This window comes from Silvanigrella sp. (assembly GCF_044369315.1).
In the GTDB taxonomy this organism is placed as follows: domain Bacteria; phylum Bdellovibrionota_B; class Oligoflexia; order Silvanigrellales; family Silvanigrellaceae; genus Silvanigrella.
In genome coordinates this window covers 1-15,741 of record NZ_JBIPMD010000058.1, presented here as the reverse complement: position 1 = coordinate 15,741, position 15,741 = coordinate 1, and the positions used below count along the sequence as shown (strand labels likewise).

General features: G+C 29.7%; 15 protein-coding genes. 2 read left to right on the top strand and 13 right to left on the bottom strand.

Annotated features, from left to right (window positions below; translation table 11 throughout):
• Nucleotides 1-50 precede the first annotated feature (50 nt).
• Nucleotides 51-593 (top strand): substrate-binding periplasmic protein, encoded by a 543-nt coding sequence (locus ACIQ56_RS06920; protein WP_397600337.1) that lies wholly within the window; start codon nucleotides 51-53, stop codon nucleotides 591-593.
• 18 nt (nucleotides 594-611) lie between these two features.
• Nucleotides 612-803, top strand: coding sequence for a hypothetical protein (locus ACIQ56_RS06915; RefSeq protein ID WP_397600336.1), 192 nt, complete (start codon nucleotides 612-614; stop codon nucleotides 801-803).
• A 6-nt stretch (nucleotides 804-809) separates the two neighbouring features.
• Here ACIQ56_RS06915 and ACIQ56_RS06910 read toward each other — a convergent pair whose 3' ends face one another.
• From ACIQ56_RS06910 to ACIQ56_RS06850, 13 genes are all read right to left on the bottom strand, one after another.
• Nucleotides 810-1,370 (bottom strand): GNAT family N-acetyltransferase, encoded by a 561-nt coding sequence (locus tag ACIQ56_RS06910; protein ID WP_397600335.1) that lies wholly within the window; start codon nucleotides 1,368-1,370, stop codon nucleotides 810-812.
• 58 nt (nucleotides 1,371-1,428) lie between these two features.
• Nucleotides 1,429-1,695, bottom strand: a complete 267-nt coding sequence (locus ACIQ56_RS06905) for a hypothetical protein (protein WP_397600334.1) — start codon at nucleotides 1,693-1,695, stop codon at nucleotides 1,429-1,431.
• 261 nt (nucleotides 1,696-1,956) lie between these two features.
• Entirely contained in the window at nucleotides 1,957-2,112 is a 156-nt protein-coding gene (locus ACIQ56_RS06900; RefSeq protein WP_397600333.1) for a hypothetical protein, read from the bottom strand.
• Between the two features lie 142 nt (nucleotides 2,113-2,254).
• Entirely contained in the window at nucleotides 2,255-3,037 is a 783-nt protein-coding gene (locus ACIQ56_RS06895) for a substrate-binding periplasmic protein (protein WP_397600332.1), read from the bottom strand.
• Between the two features lie 20 nt (nucleotides 3,038-3,057).
• Nucleotides 3,058-3,876, bottom strand: a complete 819-nt coding sequence (locus tag ACIQ56_RS06890; protein ID WP_397600331.1) for a substrate-binding periplasmic protein — start codon at nucleotides 3,874-3,876, stop codon at nucleotides 3,058-3,060.
• 88 nt (nucleotides 3,877-3,964) lie between these two features.
• Nucleotides 3,965-5,740 (bottom strand): arginine--tRNA ligase, encoded by a 1,776-nt coding sequence (gene argS, locus ACIQ56_RS06885; RefSeq protein WP_397600330.1) that lies wholly within the window; start codon nucleotides 5,738-5,740, stop codon nucleotides 3,965-3,967.
• Nucleotides 5,741-6,066: 326 nt separating this feature from the next.
• Complete coding sequence (locus ACIQ56_RS06880) at nucleotides 6,067-7,200, bottom strand: glycoside hydrolase family 26 protein (protein ID WP_397600329.1); 1,134 nt, start codon at nucleotides 7,198-7,200, stop codon at nucleotides 6,067-6,069.
• A 238-nt stretch (nucleotides 7,201-7,438) separates the two neighbouring features.
• A complete protein-coding gene (gene radA, locus ACIQ56_RS06875) occupies nucleotides 7,439-8,824 on the bottom strand; it encodes a DNA repair protein RadA (RefSeq protein ID WP_397600328.1) in 1,386 nt (461 codons plus the stop codon).
• A gap of 16 nt (nucleotides 8,825-8,840) precedes the next feature.
• Nucleotides 8,841-10,241 carry a class I SAM-dependent RNA methyltransferase gene (locus ACIQ56_RS06870; RefSeq protein WP_397600327.1) on the bottom strand — a complete coding sequence of 467 codons (1,401 nt, stop codon included), beginning with the start codon at nucleotides 10,239-10,241 and terminating at the stop codon, nucleotides 8,841-8,843.
• A 14-nt stretch (nucleotides 10,242-10,255) separates the two neighbouring features.
• Entirely contained in the window at nucleotides 10,256-11,413 is a 1,158-nt protein-coding gene (locus tag ACIQ56_RS06865) for a FapA family protein (protein ID WP_397600326.1), read from the bottom strand.
• 83 nt (nucleotides 11,414-11,496) lie between these two features.
• The gene (locus ACIQ56_RS06860; protein ID WP_397600325.1) at nucleotides 11,497-12,861 is read right to left on the bottom strand and encodes an undecaprenyl-phosphate glucose phosphotransferase; all 1,365 of its coding nucleotides are present in this window, start codon (nucleotides 12,859-12,861) and stop codon (nucleotides 11,497-11,499) included.
• A gap of 3 nt (nucleotides 12,862-12,864) precedes the next feature.
• Nucleotides 12,865-14,040 carry a glycosyltransferase gene (locus tag ACIQ56_RS06855; RefSeq protein WP_397600324.1) on the bottom strand — a complete coding sequence of 392 codons (1,176 nt, stop codon included), beginning with the start codon at nucleotides 14,038-14,040 and terminating at the stop codon, nucleotides 12,865-12,867.
• Nucleotides 14,037-15,741, bottom strand: a 1,705-nt coding sequence (locus ACIQ56_RS06850) for a hypothetical protein (RefSeq protein ID WP_397600323.1), incomplete at its 5' end; no start/stop codon positions are given. The genes ACIQ56_RS06855 and ACIQ56_RS06850, both read right to left, overlap by 4 nt.

Below are 15,741 nucleotides of genomic sequence, written 5' to 3'. Positions count from 1 at the left end.
ATAAAAAGATTTAAATTACGGAGTATTTTTATGACTAATTTTTTTCTTACTTGTTTCTTTCTTTATTTGTTTTAGTCTCGAATGTTCATGCTTCAAATAATAATCAAAAAAAGCCAGAGTTGAAAATATGTGTTTCTGGTGGTTATATCCCTTATAAAATTAAATTAACAAATGGGGGCTGGGACGGTTTTGATGTTCCCATTATGAAAGATTTTGCTGATTATTTAAATAAAACCCCCGTTTTTGTTGATGTCGAATGGGCAAGTATCATTCCTTCTTTAGTTTCATTTAAATGCGATATGATTTCTGTTGGGCTCGTTGTTACTCCAGAAAGACTCAAAGTTGTTAGTTTTGGAAACATTGTGTATGAAAATGAACTTGTTTTAGCAATGCAAAATATAAATAATAATAATAATATAAATTATAAATCACTTCATGATTTAATAAGAGCTAACAAAGTGATTTCAGTGGCTGCAGGAACAAGTTCTGCTTTATATGCTGCGCGAGAAAAGTTAAATATTATGACGTACAATGGATTGGATGCGCCTATTAATGCATTATTAACAAATAAAGTAGATGCTGTTTTATTTTAAATTCATTATTTAAATGCAATGCCTGAAAATATTTCATCTAAAATTTTCATTTTGCCTGAAAAAGTTCATATAGAAAAAGTATCTGCTGCATTTAGAAAAAAAGAGAAAAAGCTAAAAAAAGAATTTAATCAATTTGTGAAAAAATGGTCTAAAACAAATAATTTAAAAATTTATGAAGAAAAATACTTTGTAAATGATAAAGAAAAATAAAAACAATTAACTTGTTAATTTATGCCAATCTTCTTTGGTCATTAAATAAAGATTAATATCTTTATAATGGTCATAATTCCATTCGCTTTTAGGATTCATTTTGTTAAATTTGAATTTAAGCTTTTTGGCAATAGCGTTGCTTGGCATATTTTCTGTTGCGCAAGAAATCTCAATTTTTTCCAATTTTAAGTTTTCAAATCCGTATTGAATGAATTGTTTACATGAATTATAAATAATTCCATTTTTTTGAAGATCTTGGTCTAACCAATATCCTATTTTTGCAAGTTTTAAAGAACTATCTATTTCATGAAAAGAGAGCATCCCTGAAAAATTATTTTTATAAGCAATGGCTAAAGACAATTCATTTTTAACTTGATAACCATGTATACACTTTTTAATAAAATTAACACTGTCTTCAATTGTTTTATTATGATCTAGCCAAGGTAACCATTGACGCAGATAACTTCTATTTTTTTCAATTAAATTAAAAAGGATAGAAGCATCATTTAAACTTAAATATTTTAATTCAGTTTCTTCATTGACTTTTAAAAATAGGATTTCATTCATAGCAGGATCTCCTCTATGAATTCTTAATAAAAAAAAAATATAAATGAAAAGATTTATTTTAAATATTTATTAAATATCTTATTATAATCCTCAGATTTTTAAATTTATCTAATTCAGAATTATAATTATTTAATGCGTTATTAATATTTTTATATTGGTTTGTGCTAAATTTCGATTTTTTTGAGAAAACTTGATAATAATCTTTTTTAAATAAAGTAAAATTATAATATGTAATATTTTGATATTTCAATTTTTTTGCAGAACGAATTCCAATGAATTTATCTTGCGGATATAAATTAATAACATTTTCAGATATTTTTTTCATATTTGTTTCGTGATTGTGACTTACTTCTATTAAAGGATGATATTTTTTATTTTCTTCATCAATCCAAGGGAATGATTTCCAAAAGTCTTTATTATATGTATTTCCTCTTGAAATTCCGATTTTTAATTTGTATTTTTTGACATCATCATAATTCTTAATTTTATAAAGTTTTTTGGTTTCTGTATTTGTAAAAAATACAAAATTAGATTCCCAAATTGGAATTTTAGGGTATAAAATAAATTTTTCTCTTTCTGGATTTTTTTAAACCTTTAGTGATGCATCAAAAGTTCCTGCATTTAATACAAATTCACATTTAGCCCATGGAATGATTTCAATTTTATATTTGATATTTAATTTATTAAGAATCATATCAATTATTTCAACTTCAATTCCACCAGTAGCAATTCCAGTTTCCATATTTCCTTCTATATATGGAGGAGAAACACCTGAGCATATTCTTAAAATTTCAGATGCATATAAATTTTTTAAATTAAAAAAGAAGAAGAATTATAATAAATTTTACATAAAATAACTTCATCATAAAAAATTTTCCGATTATTTATAGATTTTTTTTAAATATTTCACTAAATTTTTTTGTTTTTTTCAGATTTTTTAATTCAATGTCATAAATTTTAGTAACTTCTTCTATGTTTTTGAAATTATTTGACGAATAATTAGATATTTTTGAAAATACTTGATAATAAGGTTTTTTAAATAAAATGAAGTTATAATTTGTTATATTTTTTAACCCTAATTTTTTGGCCATATAAATACCAGTTGTTTTATCCATGGGATAAAGTTGTATTTTATTATCGGATAATTTAGTAAGATTTGTCTCGTGATTAAAAGATACTTCAAGAAGTGGGTGGTAAATTTCTTTTTCTTTATCAACCCAAGGATATGCTTTCCAAAAATCGGGATAGTATGAATTATTTCTTGCTACTCCAACAATGAGCTTCTTTTTTTTAGCATCATCAAAATTTTTAATTTTAAATTCTTTTTTTACATCTTTGTTTGTATGAAAAACAAAAGCAGATTCCCAGACAAAATTTTCAGGAAAAATTAAAAATTTTTCTCTTTCAGGATCTTTAGAAGCCTGAAGGGCAGAGTCATACAAACCTTCTTTTAACGCAAATAAACATTTAGACCAAGGCATCAATTTAATTTCATATTTGATATTTAATTTTTTAAATATGGCGTCCATTACTTCAATATCTATGCCTCCTTGAACTTCTCCTGTATCCATATCTCCATTGATATAGGTAGAACATATTTTAAAAGTAGATAAAGAGAAAATATTTAAATGAATCAGTAATAATGGAATGTAAATAAAAAATTTCATATTTATCTCTTAGAGTTTATTTATTTTAGATTGTTTTTTAAATATTTTTTAAAAATACTTTCATATTTTTTTGTTTTTTTAAACTTAATTAACTCTTTATCATAGTTTTTCATTAATTCGATGATATTTTGATATTTATCATTGGAAAATTTTGATTTTTTTGAAAAAACATTATAATAATATTTTTTAAATAAGACAAAATTATAAAAACTTATATTTGATAAATATAAGTTTTTAGCTGTATAAAGTCCAATTGATTTGTCTTGAGGGTAAAGTTGAATTCGGTTAGCAGAAAGTTTTTTTAAATTACTTTCTACATTGACTGAGGGTTCTATAAGAGGATGGTATTTTTGAGCCTCTTTATCGATCCAAGGAAACGCTTTCCAAAAATCTGCATTGTAAGAATTTTCATGAATGACACCGATTACTAATTTATATTTCTTAATATCATCATAACTTTCAATTTTATATTTCTTTTTAATTTCATTATTTGTAAATAAAACAAATACTGTTTCCCAAACCCAATTTTCAGGATAATAAAGAAATTTTTCTCTATCCGGATTTTTTGATACTTTAATTCCTATATCGACAACCCCAGCTTCCATAGATAATTCACAGCGTGCCCAAGGCATTTCTTCAATAGTGTATTCAATTCCAAGCTTATTAAAAATGGAAATAAAGATATCAATATCTATACCATTAACTTCACCTGTTTCGCGATTGGATTCTAAGTAGGGTGGACTTTGTTCGGTACAAACACGAATCGTATTTGAAGAATATGCATAATAAGAATGAAATAGAAAAAATAAGGTAATAAATGTTTTAGAATATAACTTCATTTAAAAAAACCCTATAATTATTTTTACTATAATAATTTTAATTTAGATTTTGTTAAATGACAATGTCAAAATAATTCATAAAAATGAATTACATTTTTAGTGGGGATGGAATACCAAGTAATTTTAATCCTTCAAAAATCATAGTTTTAGTTACGTTTACTAAAGTTAAACGTGTGTTTTTAATATCACCCTCTGTACTTTTAATTGGGCAATTTTCATAAAATCGATTAAAACTTTTTGCAAGATCATAAAGATAATTTGCAATTAATGAGGGCCTATTTTGGATTGCAGCTTGTAAAGCAAAATCATTAAATCGTGATAATAAAAATACAAGTTCTTGTTCATTTTTATCTGAAATCTCAAAAGTAAATTGCTGAGATGGGGCCCCAATTTTTTCTAATATACTTGAACAACGTGCATGAACATATTGTAAATAAGGTCCTGTTTCTCCATCTAATCGGAGCCATTCTTCAAGTGAAAAATTAATTTGAGTGTTGTTATCTACCCGAAGCATTCCATATTTAAGTGCCCCAATTGTAATATTTCTCGCTGTTGTCTCTATATCTTGATCGCTCCATTGGCCTCTGTAACGTTCTAAATAATCTCCTGTTACCTTTTCTTCCATTTTGTTTTTAAGATCCAAAAGTTGGAGACCATTTAATTGACGGGAGCTAAATGGTTTTCCTTCTTCCGTATTTACTGTTTCGTATGATAAATGAACAGATTTTGAGGCTTGAGGGTAACCCATGAGTTCTGCAATTTTAAATAACTGTTGAAAGTGTAATTTTTGTCTGGAATCAACAACAATAATTGATCTTGTTACCTCTGGGTCTGAAAATTTGCGCATGATTAAATCAATATCTTTTGTAAGGTATAAGCCATTTCCATCGGACTTTAAAAGCATAGCAAAACCGAGTTTCCATTGGCTTAAATCAAGGCCAATAGCTCCGTTGTCTTTAACAAAAAATCCTTCTTCATATTTCTTTTTTACAATAGCTTTAGAAGAAGCTTCACACTCACTTTCAAAATACCAAACATCAAAATAAGAATTTAACCACTTGTAAACATTTCTGAGTTCTTCAAGGCTCCATTCCCTAGTTTCCTTCCAAAGATCATAATATTTTCCAGAAGAATTATTCAACTGTTTTAAAATTTCAGAAATATGATTTTTAACTTCTGTTTCTTGTTCTGTTCCTTTAGTTGCTTTAAAGGCGTCATCCGCTTCCGCATACATTTGACCAAGCCAGCGCGTTTTGTCTTTTGTTGGCAATTCTTTTTCGCTTGGGTGAGTTAAATACCAAATAATTTTTGCAACGTGTGTTCCTAAATCTCCTGGAAATGTGGCACGAACTACTTTATTTCCAGCATAATCTAGTAAATTTGAGACGGCATCTCCTAAAACAAGACAACGTAAATGTCCGACGTGCATGGCTTTATGGGTATTTGGCTGAGAATATTCTACAACTATTTTATCTTTTTCATTATTTTCTAGTAGATTGCGAGAAAAGTATTCTCTTGATGAAATGTCTTTATCTAAATTTTGAGCTAAATTATTAAAGTTACAATGAAAATTTAAATAGGCATTGATACAATCTATTTTTAATATAAATTTTTTGTTTTTTTGGTTTAATTTATCAGATAATTCTAGGGCAATTTTATTTGGAGCTTGTTTAAAATTTTTTGCAAATGGAAAACAAGGCAAAGCAGCTTGACCAAATGAAAAATCAGGGGGAACTGTGAGCATGTTATAAATGTCTATTCCTTTTAAGCTGAACTCAAGATTTAATTCTTTGCTCATCCCCAAAAGTTCATGATGTATGAGGTCAGAGATTTCTTTTTTAAAAGGATCATGTGCAGTCGTCATTGTTCACCAAAAGAAGAAGTTATATAAAATAATGAGCTTTCTCCTAGATAAGCCTACTTACAGCAGGCTATCAAGAGTGCAATAAGAGCCAAGCTATTTCAAATTCCTCTTTATGTCTATAATTTACAAAGTATTACGGAAGAAAATAGATAAGTAAATTTATCGTGGCAAAGCTAAGTATCTTAGAAATAACAATTACATTCGTTTGTGTTTCCTCATTAAGCCTATAGGGATTGCAATAATAAATTCAATTAGTGTAATGTACTAGTTTGTTAAAATGAGAAATCTTGGGTTCTTTAGCAAAGATAACCCAAGTTATAATTAAATCATTTTATTATGGATTCTAAATTGCACTCTTCATAAAAAAAGTTTTCTGGTAGTTTTCTATTAAAATTAGAAAAACCCAAGTTTTTAAAGTAAATATCTTTGAGTCTTTCCATTTTATTAATTTCATTAGAATTTAAATTAACTACATTACAAATTTCATCAGGATAAATTCCAGTGTCAATGTCGTTAATTTTATTAATATTAAAGTAAACCGCCATTTTTAAATTGTATTTTTTTAAATTTTCTTGTTTTTCAATCCATTTAAAAGCATCTTTTATCCAATTGTGTTTCCTTATATTGTCTTCTCCTTTATCTGTTTTTGCTGTTGTGCCAAACTCACATATGGATAAAGGTTTTCTAGAGATTCTTCTTATTCTTTTCATGGCGGGTTCAAAAATATCTGCAAATGAAACCCAAGCGCTTTTGCCTCCCCAATTATATCCATCGACTCCATTCCAATCAATAAATTCATCTCCAGGGAAATATTCTTCAAAAGGTCTTGTATTTAAATCAATACTATTAGGTGAAAAAATAAAAAGAACACGATCTTTATTTAATCCTCTTTCTCTAAAAAATTTAAAAACATAACACCACATTTTTTTGAAATCATTTGGGTTTGAATAAAGTCTATAATGAATATTCATTTCATGCGCAAAACGAATGAGAATTTTAGGTTTTCCAAATATAAGATTTGGAGTTGTATTTGATAAATAATTTAATATCGCCGTACAACAGCGTTCTAAGTAGTTATCAAACATTCCAGTATAAATTCTTTTGCAAATATCTTTTGGAGTGGGTTCAACAGTACTAGTTGAAGGATACCAAGTAATGAGTGGAATTTTGCCTAAATTCCAAATTGTAGTAGGAATTGTTGTAAAAAAAGGAACAACCATGTCTGGATCTTTTCTATAATCAAACATAGAAAAGTACTGAATTACGTCGTGGCGATAGTTTATATATTTTTCAAAACATTTAATATTATCAATAAAATTTGGTTTTGTTTCGTTACAAATTCCTGTAATAATGTTCTGTTTAGAAAAATCATTTGCATTTGCATTAAAAAAATCAAATTTAGTTAGACCATATAACAAAGGTCCATACATTGCGGATTTCAAAATTTTTCTTCTGTCCATATCAAATTCCTTTTTAATAATTAATAAAGAGAATTATAAAAAATAAAAATTTTTAAATTGAAAAAATTTTTATTTTCTCCGGATTTAAATATATTCAAATTTTTAATAAATATTTTGATTTGTTTTCAAAAAATTGACTTTATTTAATTAAATGCCTGAAATGATAATGAATTATAAGTTTTTTATTAAATTTAAATATTCATATATTGTTATTTTTTTTATGAAAAAATAATTAGAATTAATAATCAAATCGTACAACGTCATTAACAGTTTCAACTGGAATTATAAAAAAGGGCCGTTCTGATTTGTCTAATAATTTTATAATATGCTCTTTTTCCATTTGATAATTTCTTAAGGGAACATATATTTTTTCAAAACCTAATTTTTGTGCTTCTTGAATTCGGGCTAAAGCATGATTCACCATGCGGACTTCTCCTGATAAACTGACTTCACCAAAATAAGCTGTTTTTGATGGTAATGCTTTGTTAAATAAACTCGATGCAACAGCGGCTGCTGTTGCGAGATCGATTGCGGTTTCGTAAATTTTAAATCCGCCTGTTACATTAGCGTAAATATCTAAATTAGATAGGTATAAACCCGCTCGTTTTTCAAGAACAGCTAATAATATTGTAAAACGATTGGTATCAAATCCCGTTGCAAGTCTTCGTGGCGAGGCAAAAGAGGTTTTCCCAACCAATACTTGAACTTCAATGAGGATGGGTCTGGTTCCTTCCATGCTTACAGAAATAGCGGCCCCTTCACATTCTTTTTTATTTTCGTCTAAAAAAACGGCGCTTGGGTTTGGGATATCGATTAATCCATGCCCTTGCATCGCAAAAACACCGATTTCACCAGTGGATCCGAAGCGATTTTTATGGGCTCTTAAAATACGATATCCACTTGAACTATCTCCTTCAAGATGCATAACGGTATCAACTAAATGCTCGAGAACTTTGGGTCCTGCAATGGCGCCATCTTTTGTCACGTGCCCTATGACAAATGTGGATATATTTTGTCCTTTTGCGGTTTGCATGATTAAATTTGCACATTCCCTTATTTGACTTACGTTTCCTGGGCTTCCTGGCAATTCTGGATTGTAAACCGTTTGTATGGAATCTACGACGAGAACATGTGGCTTTGTTTGTTTTGCGGCTTCAAGAATAGCGTGGATGTTGGTTTCATTTGTAACTAATATATTCATGTGAAGAGAACCAAGTCGTTCTGCTCTTAATTTTATTTGAGTACAACTTTCTTCACCACTTGCATAAAGAACTTTATATCCTCTTTGAGCTAAACCATTTAATGCCTGCAAAAGAAGAGTCGATTTTCCAATTCCGGGATCACCGCTTAATAAGACAAGGCTTCCAATGACGAGGCCGCCTCCTAAAACCCGATCGAGTTCGGGAACGCCACAAAAAACTCTTCTTTCTTCTTTTTCTTGAATTTTGGGTAAAGGAAAAACCTCGGCTTTGCTTCCATGGTGATATTGGGTGTTTTGTGATTTTGTTACGGTTTCTTCGTGTATGGAATTCCAGGCTTCACAATCAGGACATTTGCCCAACCATTTAGGATGAATGGAGCCGCAAGAAGAACAAATAAAAATTTGTTTTAGTGAATTTTTCATTTTTATATTTCCGCATTTAAACGCTTTTCTCAAAGCATCCTAAAACTTCGTAGTGAATGGTATGGCCAAAAGAATCAAATAAACTTAAATTCTTAATTTTAAAGCCACCTTCAAGTAATACTCTCGTATCACGAGCAAAACTAGCAGGATCACATGCAAGATAAAGAACGAGAGCTTTTTTACTACAAATCTCAACAATTTTTTGCATAGTAGCAATACCGCATCCTGATCTAGGTGGATCGAGAATAATGATCGATGCTCCTGTGAATTCGTTTGGATTTGTGATTTTATTTTGAAACTGGTTTTCAATAAAAAGTTCTACATCTTGAACAACACCTTTTATAGGATAGTTTTTATGATTATAATTTAAGGAGTCAATTGCTTCTTTAATTCCTTCAACTCCAATACAGTCTATTTCGACTTGATGCCTTTTGGCAGAAAAATAAGGAATTGAAGTAAATACTCCTGCTCCCGAATATAAATCCCAAGCTGTAATTTTTGTTAATTTATTAGGATATTTATCAAGAAATTGATCGATGTTTTCTTTGATGTGTTCATAATAATACTTTATGCAATCAATGTGAGGTTGAACAAAACTTTGTTTTTTTAATTTAAATCTTGGCAATTCAGGATGTTTTAAATGAATAGATTGCTCATTGTTTATTTCAAGATTTTTTTCAATTATTTTTAATATATTATCTTTGTTTTTTGAGTTTTCTAGAGTTAAATTTGCAACAAGAAGAATAATTTTATCGTCATCGCTTTCTGTTACTTCAATCTCGCATTCAAAATACTTTTCTTGTGAATCTTTAAAAGATTTAATTAAATTATTTTTTATAAAATTAATTTTTTGATTTATTTTTTCAGATGTTATCAAACATTTTTCAATATTTGTTACATTATTAGAACTGTTTTGTTTAAAACCAAGGTTTTTTCCATCAAAATGAAAACGAACCCTTCTGCGATAATGTTCACGTTTTAAAAAAACTATAGAGATCATTTTTTCGGATTCTTTTATAAAAGTTTCATTCCATTTTCCAATTCTTTTTAATGTTTCAAAAAACCACATTGTCTTATATTCTGTTTGCATATTTTGAGAAATATGTTGTAACTGACAACCTCCACATTGAGAATCATAAATACAAGGAGGCTCTACGCGATGGGGAGAAAATGTTTCAAGCTTATATAAAAAAGCATTTTTATAGTTCGATTTTTTTGAAATAATTTCAACTTTTGCTTTTTCGTTTGGAAGCATATTTTTGACAAAAACAACAACATTATCTTCGCTTCTACCGATTGCTCTTCCATCTGTTGCTAAGGTAAAAGTTTCGATTGTTTCTTTATCAAATTTTTTTTGGTTATTTTGTGTATGGTTTGTTTTATGAAATGATTTTTGTCTATTTCTATTCTTTTGCATTTATTTAACTGTACCTATGATGTAGGAGGGGGCCATGGTTGTGTAAACTTAATAATAATATTCGACTTGCGAATTTGAATACGGGTTCCTTCAGAAAGGGCATCTACTTTAGAATTTTTAGCACTTTCTTCGGAAAGGTATTTAACATAAGTCGGTTTTTCTTTTTCACTGCCAATATTTTTAGCATGTATAGTTCCTTTATTCATAATAAGTTCGGAACCCGTAATTTTGCCGGGGTCTCCTATACATTCTAAATTTCCGTTGGTGACAAGCCTGGAAGCTAGAATTGCCTTTTCTACTTTTATGTTACCCTCAACAATAAAACAACTTGATTGAATAAAAATTGCTTCTAAATTTCCTTGAATACGAATGGCTTTATTTTCATCACTTGCATTGTTTAACTGGATACCACTTTTTGCAATCACATTTCCTTTTACTTGAATTCCTGCTGCAGTCCAAAACTGTTCAACAGTCAAATCGGCTTCCACATTCCAATTCAGATTTCCTTGAAGTTCGCATTTAACAATAACATTGCATGGAAAATCAACTTTATGATATTGATCGGGGCGTACATCTTTTACCGTATAAAAATCAACAAAATCAATTTTGCCATCGCTTTGAATAACTGCTTGTCCACCTTTAGCACCTTTAATTTCACCATTTTTATCCACAGTAAAGTCGGTGTGGGTCGTGATGACTTTTTTTTCCTCTACCTTTTCGGCTCCTACAGGATTTAAATTGGGTAATTCTTGTCCGTAAATTGTTTTAGCAAGTGCCGTATCTGTTGCTTGTTTAATGATACCAAAAGGAATACCTGGTCTAACAAGATCTTTTGGTATTGTTGGGGGATTAAGCCACTTGATTGTTGCTGGTTTTGCTGGGGTATACGGTGTACCTTTTAAAATAATAAAATTTGTTTCAAAATGTCGGGTATTGGAATTGGCGCATTTTATTAACTCATCACATACTTTTTGAGTTGGTTTTATTGCATATCCTAATTTTAAAAGATAGGCGCATAGTTGATCGAAATTTAATTTCCCAACATCTGGTTCTATTGGAGTTTTGCCAGGAATATAGGCTTCCATTCCATCTGGTGATGCTACAATTTGAAATAATTTTTTAGAAGAAGGGGAAGGCGCTGTTGGGCTTTTTGGCGCTGATGTTGAGTTCATTTTTATCTCCAAATGCGCTTAAATAACAAAAGTGGTTTAAAAATGAGTTTATCAGAAATTGACTTTGTTACCAAGAAAGTTACTTAATAAGCATTTGGGTGAATAAGCCCTTTTGCAGGTGTGAGCATTACTATTTTGAAATCAAGCCAAATATTCCAATTTTGAATATACCAAAGATCACATTCAATTCTTTTTTCAAGAGAAGTATTTCCTCTCCAGCCGTTTATTTGAGCCCAACCCGTAATTCCAGCTTTCACTTTATGTCGAAGCATATAGCCAGGTATTTGATCTTTAAAGTTATCTACAAATACAGGTCGCTCTGGTCTAGGTCCTACGACACTCATTTCGCCTTTTAATACATTAAAGAACTGAGGAATTTCATCAAGACTTGTTTTTCTTAGCCATTTTCCAATTGGTGTTGTTCTATCGTCATTTGATTTTGCCCAGACAGGACCGCTTTTTTCTTCAGCATTTACATACATTCCTCGATATTTAATGCAATAAAATTTTTTACCATCGAGACCCATACGTTCCTGTTTAAAAAAAATAGGGCCAGGGCTACTGATACGAACTAACAATGCACAAATTAAATAAACAGGAGAAAAAACTAAAATAAATGTAAGAGAAAAAACAATATCGAATAATCTTTTTAGGAATAATCCATAGCTTTCTAAACCAGATGAATTTAAAGCTAGGGCAGTTATCCCTTCAAATTGAATAGGTGTAGGTTCAAAGAATATTTTTTCGCCTAAATAAGGAATTAAAAATATATCGGAAAGATTTTTATCTAAATGTTTATATATTTCATTTACCTGAATTGTTTCGCTAGCACTAGGAACAATAAAAACAAGATCGACTGCTCCTGTTTTTAAATATTTGTCGACAATGCTAATTTCAGAAAAGGAGTGACAGGAAATCAGTTGTAGATTCCAGTCTGATCTCGCGTTAATTATTTTTATGAGTTTTTCTGAACTTGGGCCTGTTCCTAAAATAATAACTTTCTTTTTTGAGTTTTTAAATTTTAAATAAAATCGGTTCCATTTTCGAATAATGCTTCTGCCAAGAGGAAGCATTATTGGGATTAAAAAGAAAAAAATAAATAAAGTTACTCTTGAATAACGATGTTCATATATAAAAAAAGAAAGAGTAACAAAAATAAAAAAAGAAATGGTATGATTTTTGGCTAATTGAAAATTTTCTTCCCAAATTCTTTTTTTAACAAGACTCTTTTTATACATTCCCATGATTAAAAAAATAAAAAAATAGCTTAATAACAATAAAGGTAATAGCCTTAAATAATTTAAAAGCGTGTCTTGTCCTTTTGTTAATGCTACAATTTCAAAATTAAATCGTATGATAAATGCTAAAACCCATGAAATAGCAATAATTAATAAATCAATAATTGCTCTGTAAATATTTAACTTTTCAGCGTGTCTACTAAGAATCATTATCTAAAATCCTTTTGCGTTTTGAATTGATTCTAAAACAGTTTTTGTAAATTTCTTTTGAAATATTTCTTCTGAAAATTTCTCTACTTGTGAGAACATATTATTTTTATCGGTTAAAGTAATTTCTCTTTTTAATGATAATTGTACAGCACTAAGCATTGATTCTTTTGAAGATTCATCAAATGTAAAACCTGTTACGTTATTAATAACAGTTTCTTTAGTTCCTCCCTTATTTGGGGCAACAACCCATAAACCAGCAGCTGTCGCTTCTAAAGGGACAATCCCAAAATCTTCAATTGCCGGAAATAAAAGGGTGTGGGCTTGTGAATAAATATTCGGAATTTCATCGTCTTTTGGATTAATATAAAAAGTAACTTTTTTAGAAAATTCTTTTTGTGCTTTTAATAATTCAGAGCCTTGACCAGCCGCAATCACTGGAATTCCATTTTCTAATAATATTTTAAGGCTTTCATACATTTTTTTGTAAGGCGTCCAAGCGCCAAATAACAAAACTTTTCTTTTTTGAGATGAATAAACTTCTTTTTGATTGGCTATGTTAAAAAATTTAATATTTATTGGAGGATAAACAACTTCAGGATTTTTCCCATAGTATAATGAACATCTTCTTGCTACAAAATTGCTATTTGCAAGCATTTTATCAATCCGAACGGCAGATGTTACATCCCAAATGCGCAGGCGATTTAAAAAAAATCTTCTTAATAATTCCAGTGGTCGCGAAAATGTTGGTTTTTTGTTAAAGTAACGATGTTCTTGATCCCATGCATAGCGCATAGGACTATGAATATAGGAAATATGAATAGCGAGTGGAGGTGGAATAATCCCTTTTGCAACACAACTGCTGCTAGAAATAATAAGGTCATAATTTGATAAATCAAAACTTTCTGCAGCAATGGGTAACATGGGTAAAAGTAACTTGTAAAACTTTTCAATGAATGGAAATTTAGATAGAAAAGAAGGAAAAAATTTATGCGTATGTTTTAACTTTAAAACTTCTTTTGGTTTTCCAAATAAATAATAAAAATCAGCTTGAGGAAAAAGATTTAAAATTTGTTCTAATACACGTTCTCCACCTCTGCGTGAAAACATCCAATCATGAACGATGGCAACTTTAAAGTTTTGCATTTGTAATTGAAAATGCTCTTTATCATTATGATTCACTGTGTACCTGCCGTTAATTTTTGAAGTTCAGAATTTTCATATTTTATTAGCATTGTTTCGCATCTACGGACAAGAACTTTACCAGGTGCAAGGTTTTTTCTTTTTTCAATATCGCCTCTAGTGGCAACTTGAATTTCGGCACTTTGTGCGCGGCTATGTTTTGAATGATGTACTGCTAAAATAGAAGCTTCTCTGACTGCTTGTTGTGAAGCTTTTTTTCCACCTTTTGGTTTTTCTAGCCAAACGTGACTTCCTTCACCTGTAAGAACATGAAGCCAGGTATGATTTGAAGGCATCATTTTAATCATTTTATCACCATCTTCAGCAGATTTTGAAACACGAATGAATTCGCCAGTTGATGCAAAATAAATTCGAAAAGGGAGTCGCCCCTCTTTTTCATCTCGAATTTTCTTTTCCTGTTTTCCTTCAGTTAAAGAAATATCTAGTGTTCTACATAGTTTTGAAACGGAAGGAAGTTCTTCTTTTTCTAATATCAAATCTAAGACGTATTTAGAAAATTTACTAGAGTCTTTTTGCATATGAAAATTTTCATTTGTGTATTTATCAATAAAAAACTTTAATTCATCCGCGCTATCTGATATTAACTTTTGAAAATCAATTTCAGCTTGAATACTCTCAGCAATTCTAACCGTTAATTCTTGTTTCCGTCTTTTTAAAATGTCAATTTCATGATGAACTTTATTTAGAATATCGCCAGGTTTTTCATGCTTTTTTAATGAATAAAAAGCAGGCATTCCAAATTCTTCTATGAATTGTCGAGGAACATACCAAATTAAAGAATGAGCAGGCCATAAATACAAATTGGTTTTTAATCCTTCACTTTGTTTTTGTAATCTGGATATTTCATTATTATCAGGTAAATCAATTTTTTGTTTTGTAATTCTTCTTGCTAAAAATTGCAACTTTGTCCGAGCAGATCGACGAATATGTGTTGGTAAAATTTCTAAAGCAGAAGTTATCGTCGTTATAGAACTTGTTTGGACTATTTTATCTGTTTTAATAATTGAAATAGGTTCCGCTATTTTTTTCTCTATATTTTCTTCTGGCTGAGGCATTGGACAATAGGATATTATAGGATAAAAAAAACAAGCTCTTTTTTTTGTTTTGGTATTATCTTCACTCCATTCACACCAACTTTCAAAAAAAGGTTCTCCTTGAGAAAAATGATTTCCACAATCTGTAATGTAACGAGTTGGAATTTTATCGTACTTTTTTGCAAGAATGATTCTTGGAGGTTTGGCATCTAAGTCTAAAATGAGTGTATTTGGACCCTCTAAAATTTCATTATAATTTTCGAGTTGTTTATTTGGTTCCCCAAATTCTAAAATAATACAAATGGGAGACATGGAAGCGTAAGATGAAATTATTTTTCTTCCATGAATATACTTCCTTGCAATTTGAACGATTGAATTTGGTTGTTTTAGTGGTAAAGGCTTTAAATGGGTTGTGGAGATTCCGCTTTCCCCTTTTTTCATACTTAACAAAACCGTGCTTCTATCATCGCCCGGTTTATATAATGATAATATGAGTTGGCCGTGTTCGGATGCCGTGATTTTTTGTAAACTTGTATTTTGTGCGCGGTGTAAAGGTCCCGAAAATTTCCTTGTCCAAATCGCAAGTTGGGCAATATTTGATCGGATTTCGGGTGAGACATTTTTTTGAGGGATTAAATCTTTCACA

Coding starts and splice junctions, on each gene's coding strand:
- ACIQ56_RS06910 (WP_397600335.1), bottom strand. CDS start 1,370: ATGAATGAAATCCTATTTTTAAAAGTCAATGAAGAAACTGAATTAAAA.
- ACIQ56_RS06860 (WP_397600325.1), bottom strand. CDS start 12,861: ATGATTCTTAGTAGACACGCTGAAAAGTTAAATATTTACAGAGCAATT.
- ACIQ56_RS06915 (WP_397600336.1), top strand. CDS start 612: ATGCCTGAAAATATTTCATCTAAAATTTTCATTTTGCCTGAAAAAGTT.
- ACIQ56_RS06905 (WP_397600334.1), bottom strand. CDS start 1,695: ATGAAAAAAATATCTGAAAATGTTATTAATTTATATCCGCAAGATAAA.
- ACIQ56_RS06865 (WP_397600326.1), bottom strand. CDS start 11,413: ATGAACTCAACATCAGCGCCAAAAAGCCCAACAGCGCCTTCCCCTTCT.
- ACIQ56_RS06890 (WP_397600331.1), bottom strand. CDS start 3,876: ATGAAGTTATATTCTAAAACATTTATTACCTTATTTTTTCTATTTCAT.
- ACIQ56_RS06880 (WP_397600329.1), bottom strand. CDS start 7,200: ATGGACAGAAGAAAAATTTTGAAATCCGCAATGTATGGACCTTTGTTA.
- radA (WP_397600328.1), bottom strand. CDS start 8,824: ATGAAAAATTCACTAAAACAAATTTTTATTTGTTCTTCTTGCGGCTCC.
- ACIQ56_RS06895 (WP_397600332.1), bottom strand. CDS start 3,037: ATGAAATTTTTTATTTACATTCCATTATTACTGATTCATTTAAATATT.
- ACIQ56_RS06870 (WP_397600327.1), bottom strand. CDS start 10,241: ATGCAAAAGAATAGAAATAGACAAAAATCATTTCATAAAACAAACCAT.
- argS (WP_397600330.1), bottom strand. CDS start 5,740: ATGACGACTGCACATGATCCTTTTAAAAAAGAAATCTCTGACCTCATA.
- ACIQ56_RS06900 (WP_397600333.1), bottom strand. CDS start 2,112: ATGGAAACTGGAATTGCTACTGGTGGAATTGAAGTTGAAATAATTGAT.